This window comes from Microbulbifer sp. MCCC 1A16149, from assembly GCF_050368945.1.
GTDB lineage: Bacteria > Pseudomonadota > Gammaproteobacteria > Pseudomonadales > Cellvibrionaceae > Microbulbifer.
Map to the genome: position 1 here is coordinate 2248321 of NZ_CP185959.1, position 24904 is coordinate 2273224.

Sequence of the window (24904 nt, forward strand, 5' to 3'; positions counted from 1 at the left end):
TCAAAACACCCTGTCTTCTATAACCTGTAACAGGTACTCACCGTAGCCACTTTTCAATAGCGGCTGCGCGAGGTTTTGCAGCTGTTCCGCGTTTATGTAGCCCATGCGATAAGCTACCTCTTCGGGACAGGCAATCTTCAGCCCCTGACGCACTTCGATGGTTTGCACAAAGTGGTTCGCCGCGAGCAGGTTGTCGTGGGTACCGGTATCCAGCCACGCGGCTCCGCGGCCCATCACCTCGACGTTCAGTGTACCCGCCTCCAGATAGGCGCGGTTGACGTCCGTGATTTCCAACTCCCCTCTGGGAGAAGGAACTATGGACTTGGCGATATTAATGACCTGGTTGTCATAGAAGTACAAGCCGGTAACCGCATATTTCGATTTCGGATGGTGCGGCTTCTCCTCGATCGACAGAGCCTTGCCGTTCTCGTCGAACTCCACAACCCCATAAGCCCGGGGGTCGTTGACGTGGTATCCAAATACCGTAGCGCCCTGATCCTGTGCGCTAGCACGCTGCAGCAGGTTCATAAAATCGTGGGAGTGGAAGATGTTATCACCAAGCACCAGCGCGCAATCATCCTTGCCGATAAAGGACTCGCCAATGATAAAAGCCTGGGCGAGACCATCCGGGGATGGCTGCTCTGCATAGGACAGGTTAATACCCCACGATTCACCCGAGCCAAGGAGGTTCTGGAATGCGGGAAGGTCTTGCGGGGTTGAGATGATCAGGATGTCCTTGATCCCCGCCAGCATCAGCGTGGTCAGGGGGTAGTAGATCATCGGCTTGTCGTAGATCGGGATCAGCTGCTTACTTACCGCCTTTGTTAGCGGGTACAACCGACTGCCGGTCCCCCCGGCTAGAATGATTCCCTTACGCACAAAACCCCCTTTGTAGTGCGGTAGCACAAATAAATCAGTGCGCCATTATGCCCAACGTAGTTCAACTCGTCGAACCGGAATGGGCGATCAATTTTTAGCCAGGCAAACTCTTAACTAACTGAAATCCCACGATTTCCCTGAAGTCCTCCGGTATGGATCAACAGAGCTTTTACTCTCCCGCGCCCAAGGCTTGGGAAGATTTCGCGCGAAGCTGATTGTTTACTTGCCTCAAGAGCAGCCTTGGCTACGTATACCCAATCCAGTGGAATTTTTGCCTGTGCTTGTATGGCGCTGAAAAATTCGCTGAGCGCCAGATCAATTTTCGCGTAACCGCCGCAATGGCCTCGCGATAGGACCTCAAATGGGGCACTTTTGTTCGATTTTTGCTGTGACCAGGCTTCCGCTGTCCGACATATCCCCTGACCGGCCTTTAATACTGCAACCCCCCGTACGGTAACGCTGGACGGTGAGCTGCTAGCCAGCGCCCCGAGAGTCAACCCGGTACCACACGGTAGCCAGTACTCATCGAACTCAACAGGGGCTCCCTCACGGATGACATCGCCTAAAATTTGCACACCCTTTGCGCCCTGCGCATTCGCTCCGCCTTCTGGTACGTACCAGCTGTTCTCACCAGCTCCGAACTCACCCGAAAACCCCGGCTTATCCCGCTCCCGATAAACCGATCTAGACACAAACCGCAACTCCATCCCAAACCGCTCCGCATCCTGCAACATCGCGCTCAGCACCGGCGGTCGCTCACCGCGGATGATACCGATGGTTTTGAACCCGAAACGCTGGCCGGCTGCCGCGGTGGCGTGTATATGGTTTGACCAAGCACCGCCGCAGGTGACGATGGTATCTTTACCCTGCTCCCGGGCTTCGAGGAGGTTAAAGATTAGCTTGTAAGCTTTATTGCCGGAGATTAGCGGATCGATCAGGTCATCCCGGCGGACCCAGAGGTCGATGCCCGGGAACAGGTCAGAGTCAATCTGCTGGTAAGGCACATTGCGGGCCGCCTTAGTAAATGCTTCGAGGCTGAGCTCGGTGAGGTAACGGGTCATTGCTCTTTGTGGGCTCAGGCGGGCTGCGGTAGTTCTCCGGATTTGAGAAAGGCACCTTTTTCAAAGCTTTTCGACCGGACGCTGTTGCCAGATTTCACCAGAAAAGACACCCCTTCGGCGCTGGATTCTGCGGTCACTTCCGCCTCGATGGTGGGAGGGCGTCGCAGGAGGGCTTGCGGTGTAAACAGGGCAACGTTAATGCCTTCACTGTTTTCTGGTGGCAGCTGCGCAATTCCTGCACATAGTGCGCGGGCGGAAGGCGCCTCTATTCCGTGTATACCGCAGTCGCGCATCTGCGTGCCGAGATGCTGGCAGTACTGGTATGCCGTGGTATGCGTTAGTGCCGGCCAGTGAGGCTGCCATTCTTGCGCCTGTAACCGGACGCCGGGGTCTGCACAGTACTTGGCCGAAAAAACCTGGTGGTAACTGGTCACAGGCGCACTTGGGACGGGATCCATGTCATTCAGGAATAGCAGCCGATAGTAGGCCGCTTCCGCAAACACCGTATCGACAGTCTTGCTGCCGTAAAAAATGCCACTCTCCGCAATACCGCCAAAACGGGATCCCCAGGGCAACGGCGGATAACGAAACGGGGTGGCCAGCAAATAGTGAAGATGCTCACTGCCCGGCAATCTGGCCGGCTTGCTCTGCTCCAGGAGGTTTTCCAGTACTTCCTGCTTTTGCAAGCTGTCGACCAGACTTCTGGTGGCGACCTCTTCCTGGGATTCGATGATGCGATACAGGCGACCAATCAGGCGGGTCGAGGTCTGGCGGATTTTGTCGCGCAGCTCACTCACACCTTGCCTCGCATGGCATCCAGATAGGTGACTATCCGCACCAGCCCATCAATGCGGCAAGCAAGCTCCTTGGGAATACCATTCAGGGCGCGATTCGCGGTAGCGAACCAGGCTCTAGCGCCCTCTTCCCCACCCATCAGTACGAAGGCAGAGCGATAGGCGCGCACCAGTAACAGGGCCAATTGCCCTTCGGCGCTTTGCGGGGCCAAGCCGCTACGGCGGCGCAGGGTGCGGTCATCCAGGTGGATGATTTCGCTGAGCTCTTTCTTTTTCAGCCCCAAGTGGCTGGCGGTATTTAGGGTTGCCTCCAGAAGAACCTGATCTTCTGTTGCTTGTGGGGTATGGGCTGGATTGGCCATTTTGCCTCCGGATTGAGAGTAGAGGACATATGGCCAAAATATATGCCAGTTTTGGACAATTGGCAAGCCAGGTGGCAGCAACCGAAGAGCCAAGTGCCACATCTGAACGGGACTGATTCGCGGCTACGCCGTTCACCCTTCGGGCGCCCCTTGGGCGTCTTAAATTGCTGTGCAATTTGATCGGACAGGAGCTCTCGCACGCCGATCCAACAGATACAAAAAAGGCCCTGTTCTTTCGAACAGGGCCTTTTTTGTATATGGCGGACCGGACGGGACTCGAACCCGCGACCTCCGGCGTGACAGGCCGGCATTCTAACCAACTGAACTACCGGTCCGCGGTAGTGCACTTCCGCAGTGGAAGTGGTGGGTGGTACAGGGGTCGAACCTGTGACCTACGCCTTGTAAGGGCGCCGCTCTACCAACTGAGCTAACCACCCAATTCGGTAACTTCCTGAGAAGATTTCCGTTTTGTTCTGGGGTTCCCCCTGAGAACGAGGCGCATCATACCCGACAGCATTTTTGTGTCAACAAAAAAAGCGCCAAAAATTTCAAAAACTTTTCGCCCGATTTTTGCCGCCAAGTATCATGCGCTTTTGCGGCCGCTTGCCCATTTAGCAGCAGGTCACTCTTCATCCAACTCTGATTCGTCAACCGAAACAGGTGTGGGCTGAACCTCCTGCTCAACCCCATCTTGCTCCTGTGCAATTTCACCAGGCGACTGTCGATAATCAGCACCAACAGAATGCCCCGCAATCATAACCTCACCACCGTGAGGAAAAAGCGGCCCCTTGGGTCGACCAACATCCGGTGCGTTGTAATTGCATACGCCCTGCGGAAAAATTCTCCGCAAATCGTCGATGCGCTCAACGATCCCGGAAGTGGCGCTGCCGTAGATATCTTTTGCCACCGCCCGTTCAACCGGCTGCAGGGCACACTTGAAGACGTCACCGGTGATTGGCGCACCGGACATCTGGCGCGGCGTACTGTGAATGGGGTACTGGCGCATGCAGGCACCGGCAGGCTTGTGATTCCAATTACCGTCCCACACTGACGGGCCGGCGGCAAGCACATTACCGTCCCTGTCGAAACAGCGATCCGTAGCTTCAATTGGCTTGTTACCCGCCACACCACGCTCCGGATGCTCGATAATTCTTTGCATCCAGTGATCGATGACATCCAGCGCTTCATCCACCGGGTTGTATTTTTTGTGGCTCATCCAGATCAGCTGGTTATCCGCATGGCCCCGTGCACGACGAATGCGCTCCCTGCTCGAGAAAGAAGCCAGGCTGTGATGCATATCCAGCTCTCCATCGAGATAATGGCGCACATCCAGAATTGGGATCTCCACGTCGCCAAGAAAAACATGACCAGAGCGATAAATACCTTCAATTGCCTCGACACTGGCTACACTTCTCGGCGCAGGATTATCCAGGCTGCCCAGGTTCATGTTGTGCTCACTCCACACGGAGAGATCCATTGGGAAAACTTCCCCGTTCATAAACCAGAGCTTTTCACCACCCTGCTCGGTCGGATTTTTCCAGCCACCAATAGTCGCATTGAGACGGAGGAATTCGTCGACGCTAATCTTTCCCTGTTTCAACGCATTCAGGCCATATTGCACGCCCTGATTATCCCAAGCGCTATTGGCGTACCCGTCCCGACCAGCACCGTAGAACTCACGCAGGTCTTCCCAGTGGGTCCAATGGGTATTCTCCGCTACGGAATCAGCGAAACTTTTACTGAAATGAATGAAGTTGGGGTTGTTGACCAGAGGAACCAGGCCGCGCCAACCCTGAACGCACTCGGAAGCCCCCTCTGCGGTCGCCCGGTAACGGCCATCGAAAAGCGCCGCGGCATCCTCAAGAATTTTAAAACGGTGTTCAAATTCGGGATTGGTCGCCAGACCGATCACCGCCTCGCGCTCCTGCACATCGCGCCAGCGCGGATTTTCTGCGGCAACCACATCGAAGAAGTACTCCAGCGGCTCACAATCAAATACATAGATCGTCTGGCTCACCATATCCGGATAGGAATACAGCGGGAGCGCTGCATCCAAAACACCGGGGGCATTCTGCGCAAGAAGATATTGCTGAATAGCACCACCGGAGCCGCCGATGCCCACGGTATACATTGGTTCGGCATAAAGTGCAGAAAACTGCTTCTTCAGGCGCCGGGCGGTATCCTCAGCTAACCAGATGTTGTAGTGATTACTGGTCTGGTTTGCAGTGGAGTAGACAATCGCATAACCGCGAGCCAATTGATCCGCGCGACGATCGATAATTTGTCGATGTGAAATATCCCCCTGCTGACGCCCTACTCCAACACCGCCTCGAAATTGATAGATCAACCGCTTATTCCAGTTACTGGTATTTGGCGCTTCTGCGGTTTCCCCTTCGCCACGCAACGCCGCAATGGCATAGAAAAAGCGATTGATGGTTCCGGTTTCCAGTCGCACGATAAATTCCGTGGATTTTCCGTTAACCGTCACCTGATCAATATCACCGTTGGCATTTTCTAACGGGTAAAACTCACCATCCAAGGTGCTGCGATAGTAATAGGCAACGGAAGTCTTGTGACTGCAATCCCGGCTGTAGCCGATAACCTCTTCGGTTTGATTTCCCTCGACATCCAGGGAAAAGACCGGCACCCCTTCGCCGTCATGATTGTCCACCAGCGGCTGGGAGCCGGTAACTTTATTGGCGCCACACAGAAAGGGATAGGTGGACGGCCCCGCGAAAAGGGTTTCCACCGGCCCCGTTCCACCAATAGTAATCGGGAATGGATAGTATTCTGCGGGGCGACCACTTTTGCGCGGATGGTCACCGCGATATGCGGGGATGGGCGCATGATCCAGCGCCCCTTCGGGTACACCCACTACCGGCGCCTTAGGCACCCCGGGCAGGCGTGGCAGCTTCTCGTATACATACCACCCTCCCAGTCCCAGTAGGACAAAAAATGAAGCGATTACTCCAGTTACCACCCGGCGGGTAGTAAACCGCGCAGAGCGATTCCATGCGCTCCAAGCCATATGCGCCTCCGTACGCCATGTGTTCCATGTGCCAGCGAGTTTTTAAATTGAGGCTGGCACAGCAACAGTATATGTGGCGCCGGGAAAAGCGTCGGGGAGTTGGCGGATGAGTAAACTCGAAGAAAATTCAGCAAAAGCAAGCCGCTGATGACGCACGCTGAACGAGGAGAAAGCAAGGGAAATAAGGGAGGGAAATCCGGAGCAAAAAGGGATTTTTTTGCTCCGGTTACGGCGGATCACAGCACATTAAGCCCCGACAACCCATGCCGGCGACGTTTGCGCTGAGGTGGCGCATCAAACGATGATGCCGCGCTCCTGCAGAGACTGGATAACAGCGTCAACTTCCTGCTCCAGGGTCATCTGGTCAGTGCGCAGGTGCAGCTCTGCGTTAACGGGCGCTTCGTAGGGATCGTCGATTCCGGTAAAACCGCGGATTTCGCCTGCGCGTGCCTTTTTATACAGGCCTTTAGGGTCGCGCTCTTCCGCCGCTTCCAGGGAACAGTCGACAAACACTTCCATGAACGGCAGGTCACCTTCTTCGTGTACCTTGCGCACCAGAGCGCGGTCTTCCGCGTAGGGGCTGATAAAGCTGCTCAGCACCACAACTCCGGTATCCGCGAACAGCTTGGAAATCTCTCCCACGCGACGGATATTTTCCTGGCGATCTTCTGCAGAGAAGCCCAGGTTGGAGTTGATACCAAGACGGATATTGTCGCCATCCAGACGGTAGCTGAGCACACCGCGCGCGGTCAGCGCTTTTTCAACAGCAACGGCAACTGTACTCTTGCCGGAACCGGAAAGTCCGGTAAACCATAGAGTCACACCCTTGTGGCCCAGCATGGCCGCGCGGTCACCACGAGTTACTTCGCCGTCGTGCCAGTGAACATTGGTTGCCTTGCGCTCGACTACTTCTTCCGTCACATTCTTCCCCTAAGTACTTAAATGACAAGAGCCCGCCGCTACTGGCGGCCGGGATTAGAAAAACCTGGCGCGCATTATCCTAGATCGCGACCCCAGTGGTAAAGACACCCTATAGAACAATACCGTCCCAAAACCCGAAAAACCGGTATAACACCGGATTATCTAGGTCGTTAGCGTCAATTTCGGGATATTTTAACCAGATTAAGGCGCATATCCGCACTACTCAAAAACAAACTGGCGAGGGGTATATTCAGCAATATCCCCATGCGCAATCATTTTACCCAGGACTTCACAGAACTTGGCAGGGTTGTCGAAACCGATCTCGCAGAGCTGTCTTGGGTCGTACTTCCACCACTCAAGCTGCATCAACTCTCTGCCAACCTCCTCTTCTATTCGGTATTTCAAAATACGAGCGGGATTCCCACCAACAACAGCGTATGGCGGCACATCTTTCGTTACAACGGAGCCAGCAGCAATCACCGCTCCTGTTCCTATTGAAATCCCCATCGACAAGGTAACGTCTCGACCAATCCACACATCATGGAAAATCGCAGGGAACGCCTTCCCGTTGTGCGGACTCCATTTGTAGCGGTTGGTTTGCGCCCTGGACGTAAAGTCTTGCACCAATTCATTGCGCGGCCGAAAAGTAATGATGGAGGTAGTCACCAAATCCAGTGGGTGGTGAGAATCGAGAAAAATCAGCCCGTCAGAGATCGAACAGTAACGTCCGATCGACAACGGCTCAGGCAAAGGGGAGTAACTATATGAGAAGGAACCGATAGTGCAGAGCCCTGAATAGTATCGAACACCACCTTTACTGGGAGTGTAGCGCCCACCATAAAGAGCAGAATTCGACTCAATAGTCACCCGACTCTTCAGGGAAACGTCTGTATCCAGTGGGAGCCAGCCATAACTCTTCTCAGATGGTTCCGCAGAATTCCACTTGAAAAGCACTTTGTTACGCCAAAGCTCTTTTGCAATCTCTCTTGTAATCTTCACAACAATTTCCCGCCCAAGAAACGAAAAAGCCCCGCTCTAGGCGGGGCTTTTAAGGCCTTGAAAAACAAGGCTTATGTATGGGGTGGCCGACGGGGATCGAACCCGCGACCTCAGGAGCCACAATCCTGTGCTCTACCAACTGAGCTACGGCCACCATAGTAGCGCTTTACGTTGTGCCTTGTGGCAACACAACAATTCCCTCCCTGGCACAAAGCCCGGCAGGGTCGAAACACTTGCCTGCAAAACGAAGCTTTGCGAGTGTTTCGACGCCCATCAGCTATGCTGATGGGCCGGAATAGTCCTGCGACTTTAAGCTCTCTCCGGACTGTCACAAGTCCACCGAGCTCTCAGCCACCATAAGAATATGGCACGCCCGGCAGGACTCGAACCTGCGACCATCCGCTTAGAAGGCGGATGCTCTATCCAGCTGAGCTACGGGCGCAAGAAAACCCGGCATCTGGTCGGGGCAGAGGGATTCGAACCCCCGACATCCTGCTCCCAAAGCAGGCGCGCTACCAGACTGCGCTATGCCCCGATGTCCCTTCGCGGGGGTAGCCCCCGTTCGAGAGCGCGCATATTACTGCCGCCCCACGGGGGTGTCAACGCCGCTAAGCCATTCTTTTTTAAAGTAGTTTAGCCTTTCACCAACTTTTGAACTCTGAGAGTGACTGAATAGGGAAAATGTTCGCCGGTTGTGCGAAAATGCCGCCCCTAAATTAAGCTTCTAACTCCAACTCCCACGAGCCCCGGCGAACTCTCGCTGCAGTGCTCCCTGTTCAGGTTGAGAAATCACTATGTCTGCACTGGTTCTGGACGGCAAAGCCCTTGCCCAGAAAACCGAAGAAGAACTGTCTGCCCGTGTTGCCTCACTAAAAGAAAAGACCGGCGGCCAGACCCCTATCCTCGCCACCATTCTGGTCGGGGACGATCCCGCCTCCGCGACCTATGTAAAGATGAAGGGCAATGCCTGTCGTCGTATTGGCATGGACTCCTTGCAGGTCGAGCTGCCCTCCTCTACCACTACCGAGGAACTGCTGGCCAAGATCGAAGAGCTCAACGCCAACCCCAACGTACATGGCATCCTGTTGCAGCACCCGGTACCCGAGCAGATCGATGAGCGCGCCTGCTTCGACGCTATCGCCCTGGAGAAGGACGTGGACGGTGTTACCTGTCTCGGCTTTGGCCGCATGGCCATGGGCGAGGAAGCTTACGGCTGCGCCACGCCCAAAGGCATCATGCGCCTGCTGGAAGCCTACAATATAGAGCTCGCCGGTAAACACGCCGTAGTGGTGGGCCGCAGCCCGATTCTCGGCAAACCCATGGCCGCGATGCTGCTGAATGCCAACGCGACCGTGACCATCTGCCACTCTCGCACCAAAGAACTGGATGAACACATCCGTCGCGCGGACATCGTGGTGGGTGCCGTCGGCCGTCCGGAATTTATCAAGGCAGAGTGGATCAAGGATGGCGCGGTTGTAGTAGATGCCGGTTATCACCCCGGTGGTGTCGGCGATATCGAACTGGAACCGCTTAAAGAGCGCGCTGCTGCTTATACCCCGGTACCAGGCGGCGTTGGCCCCATGACCATCAACACCCTGATCTATCAGTCCGTTGACTCCGGTGAGAAGAAGATTGGCTGACAGTAAACCCATACGCCTGGACAAGGCCATCAGCCAGGTCACCGACCTGTCCCGGGCAGAGGTAAAGCGGGCGGCCAGGCAGGAGCGAATCACCGTTAACGGTGTCGCGGTAACCGACCCATCCAGCAAGATCTTCGAGTCCGATGAACTTTGCCTGGATGGGGAGCTTCTGAACGAAGCCGGCCCCCGCTACTTTATGCTCAACAAGCCACTCGGCTACGTCTGTGCAACCAAAGATGGAGAGCACCCTACGGTGCTCGACCTGCTGGACGAACCGAACAAGCACAAGCTGCATGTCGCCGGCCGCCTGGACATCGACACCACCGGCCTGGTCCTGATCACCGATGATGGACAGTGGTCTCACCGGATCACCTCACCGCGCCACCACTGTGCAAAAACCTACTACGCCCACCTGGCCGATCCCATTGAGGACAACGCCATCGACAAGTTCGAAAAAGGTGTTTGGCTCAACAATGAGAAGACCCGCACGAAGCCCGCGAAGCTGGAAATCCTCTATCGCAACGAAGTGCGCATCACCATCAGCGAAGGCCGCTACCACCAGGTAAAGCGCATGTTCGCCGCACTGGGCAATCGGGTTCTGGAGCTGCATCGCGAACGTATCGGGCAGATACAGTTGGACGAAGAGCTGACAGAAGGCGACTATCGCGCCCTGACCCCTGAAGAAATTGCCAACGTCAGCTCATAAGCCTGTCCGCAAAAAGTACTGAGCCACCAACGCCCTATGCAGACCACCCTGCTTTCCCAATTCCTCCGCGACGGCAATCCAGACACGCTCTGGATTGCCGACGAAAACAGTAAACCGCTGCTGGACACGGGCCTGCAATTTTCCGGTGTGGTATTCAGTAACCGCTGGGATATTGCACAGGCAGCAGAAGCCCGGGGAATCAGGAGCGAGTTCTGCGATTTCGAACTGGCCGCGGGCAAACGCCAGTACTCCCGCATCGTTTATCCAGTTTCCAAAGAAAAGGCGGCGGTCCACCACATCATCAATTGCGCTCCCGGGATATTGCGAGAAGGTGGCGAGCTCCTATTGCTCGGAGGAAAAACCAGCGGCATCAAAACCTATGCCCAGAAAGCCGCCCAACGGTTCGGTTGTGCCAAGCAACTGCAAAAACATGGCAGTGATTACCTGAGCAGAAGCCAGGCCCGCGATACCTCCCTCGGCCCTGAGCTGGATGATTCTGAATACCCCCAACTCCGTCAGCTGGACGCATTGGGCGGCCTCTATTCCAAACCGGGACTGTTTGGCTGGAACAAAATCGATACCGGCAGCGCACTACTCGCGAGCCATTTTGACGAACACCTGCCCGCGGGAGAGATTCGGATTGTTGACCTCGGCTGTGGCTACGGCTACCTCAGCACCCAGCTCGCGCGAGCCGCCGGACAGGATTGCCGGCCGTTTATAGAGGCAACCGACAACAATGCCGCCGCATTGCTCGCTTGCGAAAAAAACTTTCAGGCACGGGAAATAGCCGGACGGGTCATGGCCGGTGACGCGGGATCGGAACTGGAAAGCAAGAGCGCGGACTTACTGGTGTGTAACCCGCCCTTTCACCAGGGATTTCAGGTTGAAGGCGACCTTACCGACCGCTTCCTCGGGCAGGCCGCGCGCATTCTGAAAAAAGGCGGCACCGCGCTATTTGTGGTGAATGAATTTATCCCACTGGAAAAAAAATCACAGGCCTTGTTTCAGCAGGTAGTCCGGCTGAATAAAGAAAAGGGGTTCTGCGTTTATCGCCTGACCAGGTGATCCACACCATCTACAGGTGCTGATGCCCCGCTTGAGCCACCGCTACCGATCAATAATCCCTCAGGTTGAAGAGATTCATCGATAGCGTGTGCTCTTCCAGCTGCTCCAGCTCAAGTAATCGCTCCAGAGCATGCTTGGCAGATGGCGTATCCGCCACCAGCAGTAAGTCCCGGTATTGGTCCGCCAGGTACACCTCTATATCCATCGCCACCTTGCCTATGGCGTCCGGATCGGTGATATCGGTATGCCGCAAACGCTGCAACAGTTCTGGCTCACGGCCTTCCGGCGCAAACTGCACCCAGGTGTGCAGAGCACCGTCACTGATATCATTGCGAAAGTTCTCCAATGTATGGGTCATGGATAACTCCCGCCGCTTGAGCTGATCCAGCAACAGCCGGGCACGCTCATTGATCGACAGCAGCTCGAACTCCTCATACTGCCGACTCAACTTCAGGTGGAACTCCCTCCCCTCCTGTATCACATCTTCCAAGGTCTTGTACCGCATCTATAGGTCCCGGGAAAACAACCGCCTCAACCCAGTATAGACACAGGGATCATTAGTGCGCCAATCGCGTTTTAGGGTTTAAGCACGGCAGCGGAGGTTAACGCAACTGGGACAGGCGGACATTGAGCCTGCGGGCAGGGTTCGCGGGATTGATCGCAGCGGGCGCGCGCTCGTTCAACGAGGCTCGCTGCAAGGGCGCTCTACTGAAAATACCGATACTGTTTTCGTAGTCAGGCAACTCTGCACTCCAGGCGCCTTGCAGATTCGACTTGATGCCAGGGGCGCGCCAGCCACTGGCACGCAGCTCTGCCCGACTGCCGAAATTGCTGACCACCAATCCATTTGGGGACAATAGCGTTAACAGGCTCTGACACCAGGGGCGGTCCGCCTCGATGGCGCGCTCCGCGACTCCGTCACAGTGGCCAAACAGGTCGTCGACGATCAGCTCAAATGGCGCAGTTTCTTTGCCCGCCAACATCTCTTTGCAGCTGTCGGCGACAAACTTGCGCGCATCCGCACACACGAGCTCCACCCCGCGCACGCCGAAAAAACGACGGGCAACAGAAAGGTGATGGCGATCGATGTCCACACCAACGATTTGGTCTGGCCCGACAAACCGCTGTAACAGGCGGATCAGCGCACCGCCGCCAACCCCCAGAACCAGCACACGCTTTATCTGGAACTCGGGCATGAAGAACACAGGCAGGAGCAACAACTCCCACAGCGAGCCTTTCAGGGGATCATTTGGATTCCACTGGGAATGGAACACACCGTTGCTGTACAACCGGACTGTCGCGCCGTGGTTGCGCACCTCGTATCGGTTTCCCGCGACCTGCTTCTGCCAGACTAGCGCCATCCCTATCCCCGCCAATTGCCGAATTCAGTGAGATGGAGACTTTACTTGCCCGGCAAATCTGAGTGCTTCAGCAGGGTTTTTGCGAATGCTTCCACACCGGCCAAATCCTGCTCGGTAAAGCGGGCAACAAGCGGGCTATCGATATCCAATACGCCGATACACTGGTCGCCGCTGTACAGGGGCACCACAACTTCCGACGCGGACACCGCGTCGCAGGCGATATGCCCCGGGAACTGATGTACATCCTCCACCAGCTGGGACTGACCAGTCTTAACTGCGGTACCGCATACACCGGCACCTACAGCGATCCGGGTACAGGCCGGTTTGCCCTGAAACGGGCCGAGTCGCAACTCATCACCGTGCAGGAAATAAAATCCGGCCCAGTTGATATCCTCCAGCTCCAGAAACAGAAGCGCGCTGGCATTTGCCGTGTTGGCGAGCCAATCGCGCTCATCGGTCAGCAGACCCGCAAGCTGGCTACACAGGGATTCGTAAAAAGCCGTTACATTCATGATTGGCCCTGCCTTTTAACAAACTAAAAATCAAAAGCCCGCTGAAGAGCGGGCTTTAGTGCAAATTGACCGTCGGTTCGTGGACCGCAGTTTTACTGGTACGGATCTGCCACCGGAGCCTCTTGTGCGGCTTGCGCCTCGTGGGCTTCCGCATCCACAGAGGGTTTGGCCCACTCCCCGTCCTCGGCCTGCTCACCACGGGCGCGAATGGCCGGTGCTGCAGAGGTCACATCCCCCGCCACCAGGCCCCGCCGCTGCTGGTTTTGCGCCGGTTTGGGGGCCGGCGCTGCGGGCTCATTATGCAACACCCGGCTGGCGATACTGTTAAGGTTAGGGCGTCGACGCTCGGCAATTTTTACCGCTTCGAGTTCTGCATTCAGCCGATTGATCTCAGCCTGCATATCCCCCAATTTCGCCTGAAGGTCGGTAATCTGGGACAAAACCCCTTTTACCTTACGACTTTCCTGCTCATACAGCACCGCAGCGCCACCAAAGGCCACCACAAAGACCAACAAAATCGAAAACTGACGCATCCAAGCCTCCCCTGCTCACGCGCAAAATACTGAAATTACCCGGCGATACTACCGGATGCCGGGATATCTTCCGCGAACTGGCGCGTAAAACGCAAGCTCAAAAAGTGACCATGCTGGTCCTTCCAGTAGAAAAATAACACCGACTGCCGATATTTTAAGCCGTGGACTCTTCCAGCATATCCAGAAACTCCAGACTCGCCTGCTGCCGTATCGTGCGACGATGATTTGCCCAGAGCTTGGCGATCTTCTCCTGATTACAAACCTTGCGGTCTACATAGACGCGGGTATTCAGTTCGCCGACCGGCTTGGGACTGGGGCATTTACTGAACACAAACTGATTGGAGATCAGGTCCATAAACGGCCCGGACTTGCTGCTCGGCATAATGAACAGCAGCTGCAGCCCCAGGGTTTCGGTCAGGTAGCGGATCACTTCGCGAGAGCGGGATTCATCCATCTTCGAGAAGGCTTCATCCACCAGCACCATTTTCAGGTGACTATTGCCATCGTTGAAGCGGAACGCAGAGGTTACCGCCGCCGAGCGGATGATATAGGCCGGTGTTTCCAGCTGGCCGCCAGAACCGGTGCCGTACTGGCTGAGGGCGATCGGCTCCTTGCCCTGGGGTTCCTTGTAAATTTCATAGTTGCGGTAATTGCGGTAGTCGCTGATACGGTCAAGCTCGCGACGCGCCAGCTGCTCGTCGTCACTCAGCAGCATGTCCAGCAATTTGTCACGCACCTGCTGGTGCTTGGGGTCCAGATCTGCATCGAACAGACTCTGCTCTTCACCGAGGTTCGGCAATTCGATGACCGCCTTGAAGAAGTTCCAGTACTCCTTGAACTCCGGCACCCAGCGATAATCAAAACGAAAACGTTCGCGATCAGCACCAAAGCGATGATGCTCCAGCTCCCGGTTCAGATCGTCCAGCACCCGCTTACCATCATTGATCGACTGGTAGATCGCGTGACACAGGTGGGTCACGAAGGTGGTATTGAAAGACTTTTTAAGGCCCTGCAGCTGCTCGTGGCGATCCACCAGCAGATTGTTTTTCAGCCGGTTGCGCAGTGCGGTGACCTGCTCCACCAGCTGGCAAACCAGCTTGAACTGCGCCTCACTGTGACCGCCGGCGAAGTCCGGATCAAATGACAGGGTATCGCCAGTACTGCAATTGCTGTTGTAGTCCATCACCGCCTTCAGCAGCTGGTGGCTGTATTTCTGCAACAGTCCACGCCACTCGGCGACATCCTGGGAAAAATCGAACCCATCATCGGCCTGCGCGGCCTGGTCATCGGCGCGCTGCAGTACCGACTCCACATCGAAGTCCGGTGTAATCTGCCCGATACGCTGCACTGCCGCTTCACAGTCCGTGAGTGCGTCGTCCAGCTGGTCGAGTTGCGCGGAAAGCGCATTCAACTGCTTGCCAATATTATCGAGATTGGTCTCCAGCTTGCCCGCCAGCTTCTGCAAGCCAGCGCCCTGCTGACGCTCTGTTTCGAGCTTGTCGTGCAGCTCGTTGGCCTGCTGCTCCAGCTCCAGGCCGTCATCGAGATCAAGATTCGACAGCGCCTGCTCGGCAGTGCGTCCCTGACGCTGCGCATCCAGCGCGGCATCCACGGCGTCGAGCAGTCTCAAGGGCGACAGACTGCGCACCGCCTGGGCGAGATTGCGCAGCTGCTGCTGTTGCTCGTGCATCTGCCCGGCTTCTTTCAGCAGTTGCTGTAGCGCGCGCTCCTGAGCCGCCAATGCGCGGGCGCGGGCGCCCTGGCCAAACACCAGCTCACTGTCGTCAATGTCGCAACGCCACATACTGTAGTTGCCGCTGGCCAGCCCCTCCGGAGTAAGCCCCCGGCGGGTACCGCGCAGCTCCTGCGCATCACGCACCTGCAGCACCGTGCCGTAAGAAGCCCGCAGGTAATATTCCGCGGTTTTATGGCTGAAGCTCATCAAATCGATGATGGATTTCTGCGGTGATTCCATACGCTCTGCATCGCGCCGGGCCTTGTCCCCCTGGATCACCCGTGCACGATTGCTGCGACCGGGCATGGCACGCACGATGGCGATGGCTTCCGCCTCATGATCGGGATCTACAAGGATCGAAAAACGCGCACCACCGAGATAGCCCTCAACGGCCATCTGCCAGCGCTCGTCCAGCACTTCGACAAAGTCACACAGTACCTGTGGCTCAGCCTGAGGGCACTGCTCGCGAATAGCCGCCAGCGCCTGATCCACATATTGCGGGTAGCGCACCCGGTTTGACTGCAGATGGTGGATGCGGGATTCCTGGGCGTGCAGCTGCTTCTGCAGTTGCTGCACTTTGAGCTCACCGCGGGACACCAGATCGTTCATCTGGTCGCGCAGCGTGACCGCGCCCGGCTCGGATTCGGTCATCTGCCGCACCAGACGGTTTTGCGCGGCCTCCGCAGTCGCCACCTGCTCTCGCAGAGATTCCTGGGCACTGAGGTCGATCCAGTCCTTGCCCAGAAGCCCATCCAGCTGCGGCAATGCCTCTCCGCGCCCCACCGCCTTGAGCGACTTCAACAAACCGCCATCACTGAAGGCGGGTATTTCCAGGGAGACCGAGGTGGTACTCAGCAAAGTGAGCAACTCGCCGGTGGCCGCCTGGTTGGATGCGAAGAGTTGCTGTTGGGCTGCCAGTGGCGCGGCTAGCGAAGACAGTGTGCGATTGGCCTCAGTGATTTTCCGATCCAGCTCATCTTTACTGCGCAGGGCCGCAACGCCCTGCCGCTGGGCCTGAATCGCCACCAGCTGCTCACTCAGATGACGGGTACGACTCTCAGACTGTAGGATCTCCTGGGCTGTACGTTCCAGTTCTGCCTGGGTCTCTTTCTGGCGATTTTTGCCTTCCAAGTAGGTTTTCTGCACGCGCAGCTGCTGGTGCTTGGCCTGCAGGTATTCCTGAACCTGCAGCTGCAACCACTGCTCGGAGTACTGGTTCGCCGACCCGGAAATACGCTGCAGGGCATCGACCCGCTCAACGATCTCCCGCGCCTCCAGTTCCATCCCGTGGATGGTTTTCATCAACTCGGAGACCGAGCGGATAGCATCACCCAGATCGCGCTTCTCCAACACCTCTTGGGCAACGAAGTCGTTAATGCTTTTTACCGGCTTGTACGCCATAAAGTTGGCGAAAGTGCGCGCAGCGTGAGTTGCTTCACGGTCTGGTACCGCGTCTCTGCGGCCGCGCAACGCGCCGTAGAGACGGCGCAGATAGGCTTTCTTTTTATCGTACTGCTCGACGTGGGCAAACTGCTTGCTCACCACACTGTAAAACTTGTCCAGTGCCAGCAGGTGTTTGCCGTCTTTGTACTCCTTGATGAAGTCACACATGGCCAGCTGTTCGCCGGGAATGACGAAAAACTTCAGGGAATCCTGGCGCGCCTGGGCCGGCTTGGTACTGGAATCCAGATGGGCGCGGATGCCCATAATGGCGGTAAACGGCTCACCGTCTTCCCCCTCGGTGGGATAGAAGTTCCCCACGATATAGCAATCGGTGGGTTTCAAGCGGGCATAACTGCCGTCGTCGCAGCCGAGCACATAGGAGGCAAGCGTGCGCACCTGTTTTCCACCGCGGCCGCGCTGGGTGGTTTCATCCTGCCCCGGGTTGAAGGTAAACAGGGTGTCGTGCGCCGCTGTCATCAGGGTCTGAATCGCATCCGCCGCCGTCGTCTTGCCGGAGCCATTGCCGCCGGAAAACAGATTGATCGGCCCGAATTCATATTCCAGCTGGGGAATATTGCCCCAGTTGATCAGAATGAGTTTTTTCAGAAACATACGTTTCGAATGCTCGGTATGAAATTTATTCTTGAGGTTCGGCGAACAGACTGTGCTCTTCGCTGGTCGGGGTAATCCGCTCGATTTCCGTTTCGGTACTGGCAGCCTCCGCGGCCTGCGTTGTGGCCGCAATGTCAGACTCCGGTGCATCCAGCAACTGCTGTAATGCGGATTCGCTGACAAACTGGGCGATGGTCGGACGCACCCGCATCAGCGTATCCGCGGCCGCATCACTGTCATCGCCGTTGAACTGGATTAAACGCAGCTGACGGAGTTTTTTCAGCAGCTGCTTGCGCTCTGCCAGCTTATCCGGCAGAGACATCTTCAGCAGATTGCGCAGCCCCAATTCCAGCGCTTCCAGGGTGAGTGCCACACAGCCGTGGTCGTCCACCTGGCCTTCGCGAAGGGATTTATCGTACTCAACGCGCAGTACCAGGATCGCCGCCACTTCCTGCTGAGACAGACGCGCACGAAAGCCGCCGTGATGCGGTTCTTCCTGGTCCGGCATGCCCGGCACTTCCGAACCGGGCGGATAAACCCGGATAAACTGAAAACGGCTGTCGTGCTGCAGGCGCAGGCCGAGGGGCGAGATCCACTCGCGGATCACCTGTTCGCAACGCTGGAAACGATCGTACAGCACCGTTTCGATATTGCTTTCATCACGGCAGATAACGCCGTAGTCGAGCAAACGCACCAGCAGCTCGGAAAACTCGCTGCGGGTCAGCCGGCACTGCGCCAGCGCTTCGTCCAGGGCCTGTTCAATCACAGTTCTTGATCTCGAGGGTGTATTCGTCGAATTGCTGGAAGTAATCGTTACTGGCGACTTCGCCGGTAAATGTCACTTCCACGAAGGGGCCACTACCGTCTTGGGAGACTGCGGCGGCTTCCAGGGCATGGCTCATGGCCAGAAGATCCCGCGCGCCCGTCAATGGCAGGTCCCGGCTGTTGACCCGCTGTCCGCTGCCGAGCGCGCTGGAGAGATAGCTGCGCAGGTCGCTGCTATTGAAATTGAATGCCTGGTCCAGCAGCTGCTGCAAAAGGATGTCGCGCTGACTGTCGTCGGTCATGGGCGCATCGTCTTCCACCAGTGTGTTCACCGGCTGTCGGCGGCTCCGCTGCCACAACTGGGTCTGCTTCGGGTCGTACAGGCGCAACTGGAATGCGGCCAGCTCATCACCGAGCTGCGACAGCAACACATCGCGGTTCCCCGCCTTGCCCAGATCCTGACACAGATCGGTAAACGCGCCTTCCGTGTTGCTCTGCAGGTAGCTGAGCTGGCGAATGATAATTTCTGCGCGCTTGGTAAACCCTTGCAGGGCCTGGCGCAATGCCGGCAATTTGACGTCGCAAGCGCGGCGCATGCGGTCTTCGATGGTATCCAGCATCAACCAGAGCACGGATTGCCCGTCGGCATGCAGCTCCGGCAATTGCTGGCGCAAGCGGCGCTCCCACTCGGCTTTTTTCTCGTTGTCCTTGCGGCGGATCTGGCCGATTACGCGGCCGATGCTGTCGCGATGCTTTTCCACGCTGTCCGCGGAAAGTCGAATGGCGATATCCGGCTGGAAGCGGCTCTCCATAAAGGAGAAAAACTCGTCGGTGGCCTGTTGCACCAGGATCTGGGCCTCGACCTCACGCACCAGCTCCCGCTTGCGCTCCTCAAGCTCCGCGATCATGTCGGTGAAGTCGGCGACGATACGCTCGGAGTATTCCCAGGCATCGATCAGATCGTAGACCTCACCCCGGCTGGCAAACGCCTCCAGGGAGTTGAGCGTGTTGCGGGTATTGCGATGGCGGGTGCGCACGCGCGTACTGTTCAGCTCCACCATGGGCTGGGTAAACAGGCGACCGCGCCGGCTGAACGGATAGGAAACCGTGAGCGTGGCGCTGTCCACCAGTTTTTCCAGCCAGCCGAACTCGACCAGACTGTTCAGCACCCACACTGACTGCTCGCGCAGATTCCGAAACCGGCCTTCCGGCTCCGAACTGCCGTCGCTGTCCAGTTGCGGGGCACGGGTAAGCGCTTCGGAGAAGGTTTCCAGAATCTGCTCGCGCGTCAGCGACTCTCCGTAATCCGCCTTGGCGGTGTACAGGCGCTCGTATAACAGGCGCAGGCATTCGACCACCTGCTCGCGGTACTTACCCGTGAGCGGACGAAAAAAATGCTGGTGAGAATCTGCAAAGAACAACGCGCAGGTTTCCGTGAAGTCAGGGATTACTGGTCTTCTGGCTTCTGGTTCAGCACGCAGAATTTGGTGTAGTCGCCGGCATCGTTGAAGCTCCACTCACCCTTGGGAGTTTCATCCATTTTTTTACACCAGGCTTCGGAGCCGCGCTTGGGCTCGCAGGCGGTAAGCAGGAAAGCTGCGGAGAAGATGGCTGCGATGGTCAGAGTATTTTTCATGGTCATTTTCTCGTTTTTTGTTCTGTTTCCGTAGGAGCCTGCCCTGCAGGCGAACCGTTCGAAGTACCTGTCTGCTCGAAGCACCGGTCTGTTCGCCTGCAAGGCAGGCTTCTACGAGGAAAAGGTTGGAAATGTTCGGGGATCACTCCCTACGCCACTTGGTACCTTCGCGGCTGTCTTCCAGTACGACGCCCTTGGCCTTGAGTTCCTCACGAATTTCATCAGCACGGGCAAAATTCTTGTCCTTTTTGCTCTGCTGACGTTCAGCGATCAGGGCCTCGATGTCGGCCTCGCTGATCTCGTCGCCACCGCGCGACTGCTTGAACCAGGCCTCCGCATCCAACTGCAGGATGCCCAGCAGTTTGCCGGCCGCCAGCAGCTTGCCTTTGAGTGCGGGTTTATCCGCGTCTTCTGCCTTGTTCAGCTCCCGGGCCAGCTGGTGCAGCTCGCTGATCGCGATCGGCGTGTTCAGGTCGTCGTACAGTGCGGCCATAAACGCGGAATCGCTCAGGTCCGCCGGATCGGCCTCAACATTCTGGGTCTCACGCAGTGCGCCGTAGAGACCATCCAGGGTACGCCACGCCTGGTCCAGCAGGTCGGCACTGAAGTTCAGCTCGGAGCGGTAGTGCGCGGACAACAGCGCAAAGCGCAGTACTTCACCGGGATATTGCTGCAGCAGATCATTGACCATGCGGAAGTTGCCCAGGGACTTGGACATCTTCTCGCCATCAATATTCACGTAGCCGTTGTGCATCCAGTAGCGCACAAAGTCGACGCCGTTGGCGCAGCAGCTCTGGGCGCGTTCGTTTTCGTGGTGCGGGAATGTAAGGTCGCGACCGCCGCCGTGGATGTCGATGGTGTCCCCGAGATGCTTCTTGATCATCGCGGAGCACTCGAGGTGCCAGCCCGGGCGACCGCGCCCCCAGGGGCTGTCCCAACCGGGCTCATCGTCGGCAGAAGGCTTCCACAGGACAAAGTCACCCGCATATTTTTTGTACGGCGCCACTTCGACGCGGGCACCGGCCAGCATATCGTCCAGAGAGCGCTTGGAGAGCTTGCCGTAATCGTCCATGGACTGGACTGCAAACAGGACATGCCCTTCCGCAGCGTAAGCGTGCCCCTTCTCTACCAGGCTTTCGATCATCGCGATCATTTCCGGCAGATGCTCGGTAGCGTACGGGGTGACGTCCGGCTGCAGGGTATTCAGGGCCTGCATATCTTCGAAGTAAGCCTGGGCGTAACGCGCGCTTAATTCGCCGATCTCTTCGCCATTTTCCCGTGCGGTGTTCATGATCTTGTCGTCGATATCGGTGATGTTGCGTGCGTACACAACATCGTCGTACTGGGTTTTGAGAACCCGGTACAAGGTATCGAACACCACTGCCGGGCGCGCATTGCCGATATGCACCCGGTTGTAGACCGTGGGACCACAAACGTACATGCGTACGCGGTTTTCCTGCAGCGGTATGAAAGGTTCTTTCTTTCCGGAGAACGTATTGTGGAGTTGTAAAGACATTACTACTTACTTGTTTTGTTCTTTGGCCCAGGAATCCCGCAGACCTATGGTTCGGTTGAATACCGGCTTGTCGGCGCTGCCATATTTACTGTCGCGGCAGAAGTAGCCGTTGCGCTCGAACTGGTAGCCGGCCTCGGGCTCAGCTTTCGCCAGGCCGATCTCGGCCTTACAGCCGGAGAGCACCTTGAGGTTGTCCGGGTTCACGGATTCCAGGAAGTTCTTGTCGCCAACATCCGGGGATTCGTCGTTGAACAGACGATCGTAGAGGCGCACTTCACAATCGACATTGTTCTCCGCCGATACCCAGTGGATCACCCCTTTCGGCTTGACCCCGTCCGCGGGGTCTTTGCCCAGGGTCTCCAGGTCGACGGAACAGAGCACCTCGATGATTTCACCGGCATCGTTCTTGACCACTTCGTCCGCCTGAATCACATACGCGTTGCGCAGGCGCACTTTCTTGCCCAGAACCAGGCGCTTGTATTTCTTGTTCGCTTCCTCGCGGAAGTCTTCCTGCTCAATGTACACCGTGCGCGTGAATGGCAGTTCGCGGGCCGGCAGATCGTCGCGCACCGGGTGGCCGGGCGCACTCAGCATTTCCTGCTGACCTTCCGGGTAATTGGTAAGGGTCACCTTGAGCGGTTCCATCACACACATGGCTCGCGGCGCTTTCTTGTCCAGATCGTCGCGGATCGCGTATTCGAGCATACCGACATCCACGGTGGAGTCGGAGCGGGTTACGCCGATCATTTCACAGAACTGGCGGATCGCTGCCGGCGTCACACCGCGGCGACGCAGCCCGGAGATGGTGGGCATGCGCGGGTCGTCCCAGCCGTCAACAAAACCTTCGTCGACCAGCTGCTTCAGTTTGCGTTTGGACACCACGGTGTAGTTCAGGTGCAGGCGGGCAAACTCGTACTGGCGCGGGCGCGCCGGAACCGGCAGGTTCTCGATAAACCAGTCGTAAAGCGGTTTGTGGTCTTCAAACTCCAGGGTACAGATGGAGTGGCTGATACCTTCGAGGGCATCGGACTGACCGTGCGCGAAGTCATAGCTCGGGTAGACACACCATTTATCACCGGTCTGGTGGTGTGCCATTTTCTTGATGCGGTAGATGATCGGGTCGCGCAGGTTGATGTTCGGCGCGGACATATCGATCTTGGCGCGCAGGCTGCAGCTGCCCTCCTCGAATTCGCCCGCAGTCATGCGCGCGAACAGGTCCAGGTTTTCCTCAACCGAACGGTCGCGAAACGGGCTGTTGGTGCCCGGCTCTTTCAGCGTACCGCGGTGCGCCCGAGCTTCATCCGGGGACAGGTCACAGACATAAGCCTTGCCCTCTTTGATGAGGTGGATGGCCCACTGATGCAGCTGGTCGAAATAGTCCGAGGTGTACTTCACATCGCCGGCCCACTCGAAGCCCAGCCAGGATACATCGCGCTTGATCGCGTCTACGTATTCCTCTTCCTCTTTCGCCGGGTTGGTATCGTCAAAGCGCAGGTTGCACTGACCACCAAACTCCTTCGCCAGGCCAAAATTCAGGCAGATGGACTTGGCATGGCCGATATGCAGGTATCCGTTGGGCTCCGGCGGGAAACGGGTAGTCAGTTGACTGACCCGGCCTTCGGCCAGATCTTCGCGGATGATATTCTGTAAAAAGTGAGCGGGCTTGCTCTCGGATGTCATAGCTTTCTCTATTTATACAGCTGTACGATCGAAGCGGCGGATTATAACGCAGATAGCTGTCGCCGCATGGGTTTTCCTCGGGGTGAAACGCCCGGCCCCATTCAGTTTGCGTCGGCCTGTGAACAGAGTATCATGCCGCCCCAAACTGACCCTGGACAGGACATTTTATGATCACTCTGCACACCACATATGGCGACATCACCATTGAACTGGACTTTGACAAGGCGCCAAAGACTGCCGCGAACTTCCTGCAATACTGCCGCGAAGACTTCTACACCGGCACCATCTTTCACCGGGTGATCAACAACTTCATGATTCAGGGCGGCGGCATGACCCCGAATATGGATCAGAAAGCCACCCGCGACACCATCGAAAACGAAGCGGACAACGGCCTCAAGAACGACACCGGCACCCTCGCCATGGCGCGAACCATGGACCCGCACTCCGCGACTGCGCAATTTTTCATCAACGTGAATGACAACGACTTCCTCAACTTCCGCTCCAAAGACGCCCAGGGTTGGGGCTATTGCGTCTTCGGCAAAGTGACCGAGGGTATGGACGTAGTCAACAAGATCAAGGAAGTGGCGACCGGTAGCAGCGGCTTCCACCAGGACGTCCCCACCGAAACCATCGAAATCAATGGTGTCACCATCTCCGACGCTTACGCTGACAAGTAAGCGCCGCACAGGACACCAACACAATAGCGTCGGGCGGAGTAACCAGTGGCGACATACCTGATATCAGACCTGCACCTGGACGAATCCCGCCCGGACACCACCCGGGCCTTCTTCGACTTCCTCAAAGGCCCGGCAGCAGGTGCCGAAGCCCTGTACATCCTGGGTGACTTTTTCGAAGTATGGATCGGGGATGACGACGACGCACCGCTGGCCGCCGAGGTAGCGCAGCAGCTGCAGGAATACGCCGCCGCAGGTACAAAGGTATTCCTGATGCACGGCAATCGGGATTTCCTGCTGGGTGAAGCGTTTGCCCGCCGCTGCGGCGCCGCGCTGCTGGCTGACCCCAGCCTGGTGGAATTGGCCGGACAACCGGTACTCCTGATGCACGGGGACAGCCTGTGCACTCTCGACCAAGAATATATGGCATTCCGCGAACAGGCCCGCAACCCGCAGTGGCAACAGGCACTACTTGCCAAGCCTCTGCAGGAGCGTCGCCAGATCGCCGCCCAGATCCGGGCAGTCTCCAAGTCCATGAACAGCCGCAAGGCTGAAGACATCATGGATGTGACCCCCGAAGAAGTCGTGCGCGTGATGCAGGAGCATCAGGTTCACACACTGATCCACGGCCACACCCACCGCCCAGCCCGCCACCGCCTCGAATTAGACGGAGAGCCGGCGGAACGGATAGTCCTCGGTGACTGGGGCGACCTGGCCTGGTGTATCCGCGCTGACAAAGATTCTCTCGAACTGATTCACTGGCCCACTGCGTGACGGGCCAAACGACACACAGGCGTGCTGGCGGCCGCTGGCACGCCTGAATTCTGGGCAAGCATATCCCTTCTGAACCCATACTCCTTGAACGCGCTCCGCTACCCGCCCTTTCTAATTTCATGATCTGATTAAGAAAGCGCCCCACCCTACTGGCCGTCTCTCTCTATTACCTGAAGCCGTAGCACCACACGACACCCACGCTAGCACC

General features: G+C 57.0%; 22 protein-coding genes and 5 tRNA genes. 5 read left to right on the forward strand and 22 right to left on the reverse strand.

Features of this window, described 5'->3' with window-relative positions; all coding sequences use genetic code 11:
- From rfbA to ACONT6_RS09565, 12 genes are all read right to left on the reverse strand, one after another.
- On the reverse strand, positions 1-879 hold the full coding sequence (gene rfbA / locus ACONT6_RS09510) for a glucose-1-phosphate thymidylyltransferase RfbA (RefSeq protein WP_428821460.1): 879 nt from the start codon (positions 877-879) through the stop codon (positions 1-3).
- 110 nt (positions 880-989) lie between these two features.
- Positions 990-1940, reverse strand: a complete 951-nt coding sequence (locus tag ACONT6_RS09515; RefSeq protein ID WP_428821461.1) for a 1-aminocyclopropane-1-carboxylate deaminase/D-cysteine desulfhydrase — start codon at positions 1938-1940, stop codon at positions 990-992.
- 14 nt (positions 1941-1954) lie between these two features.
- A complete protein-coding gene (locus ACONT6_RS09520; protein WP_428821462.1) occupies positions 1955-2737 on the reverse strand; it encodes an RES family NAD+ phosphorylase in 783 nt (260 codons plus the stop codon).
- Entirely contained in the window at positions 2734-3096 is a 363-nt protein-coding gene (locus ACONT6_RS09525) for an MbcA/ParS/Xre antitoxin family protein (RefSeq protein WP_428821463.1), read from the reverse strand. The genes ACONT6_RS09520 and ACONT6_RS09525 overlap by 4 nt, the downstream gene beginning before the upstream one ends.
- 258 nt (positions 3097-3354) lie before the next feature.
- Positions 3355-3431, reverse strand: a tRNA-Asp gene (locus tag ACONT6_RS09530).
- Between the two features lie 26 nt (positions 3432-3457).
- Positions 3458-3533, reverse strand: a tRNA-Val gene (locus ACONT6_RS09535).
- A gap of 185 nt (positions 3534-3718) precedes the next feature.
- Entirely contained in the window at positions 3719-6124 is a 2406-nt protein-coding gene (locus ACONT6_RS09540) for a DUF6351 family protein (RefSeq protein WP_428821464.1), read from the reverse strand.
- 294 nt (positions 6125-6418) lie between these two features.
- On the reverse strand, positions 6419-7045 hold the full coding sequence (gene cysC, locus ACONT6_RS09545) for an adenylyl-sulfate kinase (protein ID WP_428821465.1): 627 nt from the start codon (positions 7043-7045) through the stop codon (positions 6419-6421).
- Positions 7046-7264: 219 nt separating this feature from the next.
- Positions 7265-8044 carry a CatB-related O-acetyltransferase gene (locus tag ACONT6_RS09550; RefSeq protein ID WP_428821466.1) on the reverse strand — a complete coding sequence of 260 codons (780 nt, stop codon included), beginning with the start codon at positions 8042-8044 and terminating at the stop codon, positions 7265-7267.
- A gap of 78 nt (positions 8045-8122) precedes the next feature.
- Positions 8123-8198, reverse strand: a tRNA-His gene (locus ACONT6_RS09555).
- Positions 8199-8409: 211 nt separating this feature from the next.
- Positions 8410-8486: transfer RNA gene (locus tag ACONT6_RS09560), tRNA-Arg, on the reverse strand.
- Positions 8487-8502: 16 nt separating this feature from the next.
- Positions 8503-8579 (reverse strand) — tRNA-Pro (locus tag ACONT6_RS09565).
- 259 nt (positions 8580-8838) lie between these two features.
- Between ACONT6_RS09565 and folD the strand changes: the two genes are divergently transcribed.
- Genes folD through ACONT6_RS09580 form a run of 3 tightly spaced genes read left to right on the forward strand, consistent with a single transcriptional unit; the run spans position 8839 to position 11455 of the window.
- On the forward strand, positions 8839-9684 hold the full coding sequence (gene folD / locus ACONT6_RS09570; protein WP_078083725.1) for a bifunctional methylenetetrahydrofolate dehydrogenase/methenyltetrahydrofolate cyclohydrolase FolD: 846 nt from the start codon (positions 8839-8841) through the stop codon (positions 9682-9684).
- Positions 9677-10390 (forward strand): 16S rRNA pseudouridine(516) synthase RsuA, encoded by a 714-nt coding sequence (gene rsuA / locus ACONT6_RS09575; protein ID WP_428821467.1) that lies wholly within the window; start codon positions 9677-9679, stop codon positions 10388-10390. The genes folD and rsuA overlap by 8 nt, the downstream gene beginning before the upstream one ends.
- 36 nt (positions 10391-10426) lie before the next feature.
- Positions 10427-11455: a class I SAM-dependent methyltransferase gene (locus ACONT6_RS09580; protein WP_428821468.1), complete on the forward strand. Its 1029-nt coding sequence runs from the start codon at positions 10427-10429 to the stop codon at positions 11453-11455.
- A gap of 49 nt (positions 11456-11504) precedes the next feature.
- Here the strand turns inward: ACONT6_RS09580 and ACONT6_RS09585 are convergent, their stop codons facing one another.
- From ACONT6_RS09585 to ACONT6_RS09630, 10 genes are all read right to left on the reverse strand, one after another.
- The gene (locus ACONT6_RS09585) at positions 11505-11960 is read right to left on the reverse strand and encodes a hypothetical protein (RefSeq protein WP_428818326.1); all 456 of its coding nucleotides are present in this window, start codon (positions 11958-11960) and stop codon (positions 11505-11507) included.
- Positions 11961-12057: 97 nt separating this feature from the next.
- A complete protein-coding gene (locus ACONT6_RS09590; protein ID WP_428818327.1) occupies positions 12058-12816 on the reverse strand; it encodes a spermidine synthase in 759 nt (252 codons plus the stop codon).
- 41 nt (positions 12817-12857) lie between these two features.
- A complete protein-coding gene (locus ACONT6_RS09595; protein WP_181252960.1) occupies positions 12858-13328 on the reverse strand; it encodes a GAF domain-containing protein in 471 nt (156 codons plus the stop codon).
- 92 nt (positions 13329-13420) lie between these two features.
- Positions 13421-13861 carry a hypothetical protein gene (locus tag ACONT6_RS09600; RefSeq protein WP_428818328.1) on the reverse strand — a complete coding sequence of 147 codons (441 nt, stop codon included), beginning with the start codon at positions 13859-13861 and terminating at the stop codon, positions 13421-13423.
- Positions 13862-14015: 154 nt separating this feature from the next.
- Positions 14016-17651: an ATP-binding protein gene (locus tag ACONT6_RS09605; protein ID WP_428818329.1), complete on the reverse strand. Its 3636-nt coding sequence runs from the start codon at positions 17649-17651 to the stop codon at positions 14016-14018.
- Positions 17652-17676: 25 nt separating this feature from the next.
- Entirely contained in the window at positions 17677-18417 is a 741-nt protein-coding gene (locus ACONT6_RS09610; RefSeq protein WP_428818330.1) for a DUF4194 domain-containing protein, read from the reverse strand.
- Positions 18410-19837: a Wadjet anti-phage system protein JetA family protein gene (locus ACONT6_RS09615; RefSeq protein WP_428818331.1), complete on the reverse strand. Its 1428-nt coding sequence runs from the start codon at positions 19835-19837 to the stop codon at positions 18410-18412. The genes ACONT6_RS09610 and ACONT6_RS09615 overlap by 8 nt, the downstream gene beginning before the upstream one ends.
- Before the next feature lie 26 nt (positions 19838-19863).
- Complete coding sequence (locus ACONT6_RS09620) at positions 19864-20052, reverse strand: DUF3012 domain-containing protein (protein ID WP_078083734.1); 189 nt, start codon at positions 20050-20052, stop codon at positions 19864-19866.
- Between the two features lie 142 nt (positions 20053-20194).
- Entirely contained in the window at positions 20195-21568 is a 1374-nt protein-coding gene (gene cysS / locus ACONT6_RS09625) for a cysteine--tRNA ligase (protein WP_181252955.1), read from the reverse strand.
- 6 nt (positions 21569-21574) lie between these two features.
- Complete coding sequence (locus ACONT6_RS09630; protein ID WP_428818332.1) at positions 21575-23248, reverse strand: glutamine--tRNA ligase/YqeY domain fusion protein; 1674 nt, start codon at positions 23246-23248, stop codon at positions 21575-21577.
- Positions 23249-23415: 167 nt separating this feature from the next.
- Between ACONT6_RS09630 and ACONT6_RS09635 the strand changes: the two genes are divergently transcribed.
- Positions 23416-23925: a peptidylprolyl isomerase gene (locus ACONT6_RS09635; RefSeq protein WP_181252953.1), complete on the forward strand. Its 510-nt coding sequence runs from the start codon at positions 23416-23418 to the stop codon at positions 23923-23925.
- Positions 23926-23970: 45 nt separating this feature from the next.
- Positions 23971-24696 carry a UDP-2,3-diacylglucosamine diphosphatase gene (locus ACONT6_RS09640; protein WP_428818333.1) on the forward strand — a complete coding sequence of 242 codons (726 nt, stop codon included), beginning with the start codon at positions 23971-23973 and terminating at the stop codon, positions 24694-24696.
- Positions 24697-24904: the final 208 nt, after the last annotated feature.

What these genes read in the sequence shown, in the direction of transcription:
- ACONT6_RS09515 (WP_428821461.1), bottom strand. Translation starts at nt 1,940, where the DNA reads ATGACCCGTTACCTCACCGAGCTCAGCCTCGAAGCATTTACTAAGGCG.
- ACONT6_RS09525 (WP_428821463.1), bottom strand. Translation starts at nt 3,096, where the DNA reads ATGGCCAATCCAGCCCATACCCCACAAGCAACAGAAGATCAGGTTCTT.
- ACONT6_RS09540 (WP_428821464.1), bottom strand. Translation starts at nt 6,124, where the DNA reads ATGGCTTGGAGCGCATGGAATCGCTCTGCGCGGTTTACTACCCGCCGG.
- folD (WP_078083725.1), top strand. Translation starts at nt 8,839, where the DNA reads ATGTCTGCACTGGTTCTGGACGGCAAAGCCCTTGCCCAGAAAACCGAA.
- ACONT6_RS09580 (WP_428821468.1), top strand. Translation starts at nt 10,427, where the DNA reads ATGCAGACCACCCTGCTTTCCCAATTCCTCCGCGACGGCAATCCAGAC.
- ACONT6_RS09585 (WP_428818326.1), bottom strand. Translation starts at nt 11,960, where the DNA reads ATGCGGTACAAGACCTTGGAAGATGTGATACAGGAGGGGAGGGAGTTC.
- ACONT6_RS09590 (WP_428818327.1), bottom strand. Translation starts at nt 12,816, where the DNA reads ATGGCGCTAGTCTGGCAGAAGCAGGTCGCGGGAAACCGATACGAGGTG.
- ACONT6_RS09595 (WP_181252960.1), bottom strand. Translation starts at nt 13,328, where the DNA reads ATGAATGTAACGGCTTTTTACGAATCCCTGTGTAGCCAGCTTGCGGGT.
- ACONT6_RS09600 (WP_428818328.1), bottom strand. Translation starts at nt 13,861, where the DNA reads ATGCGTCAGTTTTCGATTTTGTTGGTCTTTGTGGTGGCCTTTGGTGGC.
- ACONT6_RS09605 (WP_428818329.1), bottom strand. Translation starts at nt 17,651, where the DNA reads ATGTTTCTGAAAAAACTCATTCTGATCAACTGGGGCAATATTCCCCAG.
- ACONT6_RS09620 (WP_078083734.1), bottom strand. Translation starts at nt 20,052, where the DNA reads ATGAAAAATACTCTGACCATCGCAGCCATCTTCTCCGCAGCTTTCCTG.
- cysS (WP_181252955.1), bottom strand. Translation starts at nt 21,568, where the DNA reads ATGTCTTTACAACTCCACAATACGTTCTCCGGAAAGAAAGAACCTTTC.
- ACONT6_RS09630 (WP_428818332.1), bottom strand. Translation starts at nt 23,248, where the DNA reads ATGACATCCGAGAGCAAGCCCGCTCACTTTTTACAGAATATCATCCGC.
- ACONT6_RS09635 (WP_181252953.1), top strand. Translation starts at nt 23,416, where the DNA reads ATGATCACTCTGCACACCACATATGGCGACATCACCATTGAACTGGAC.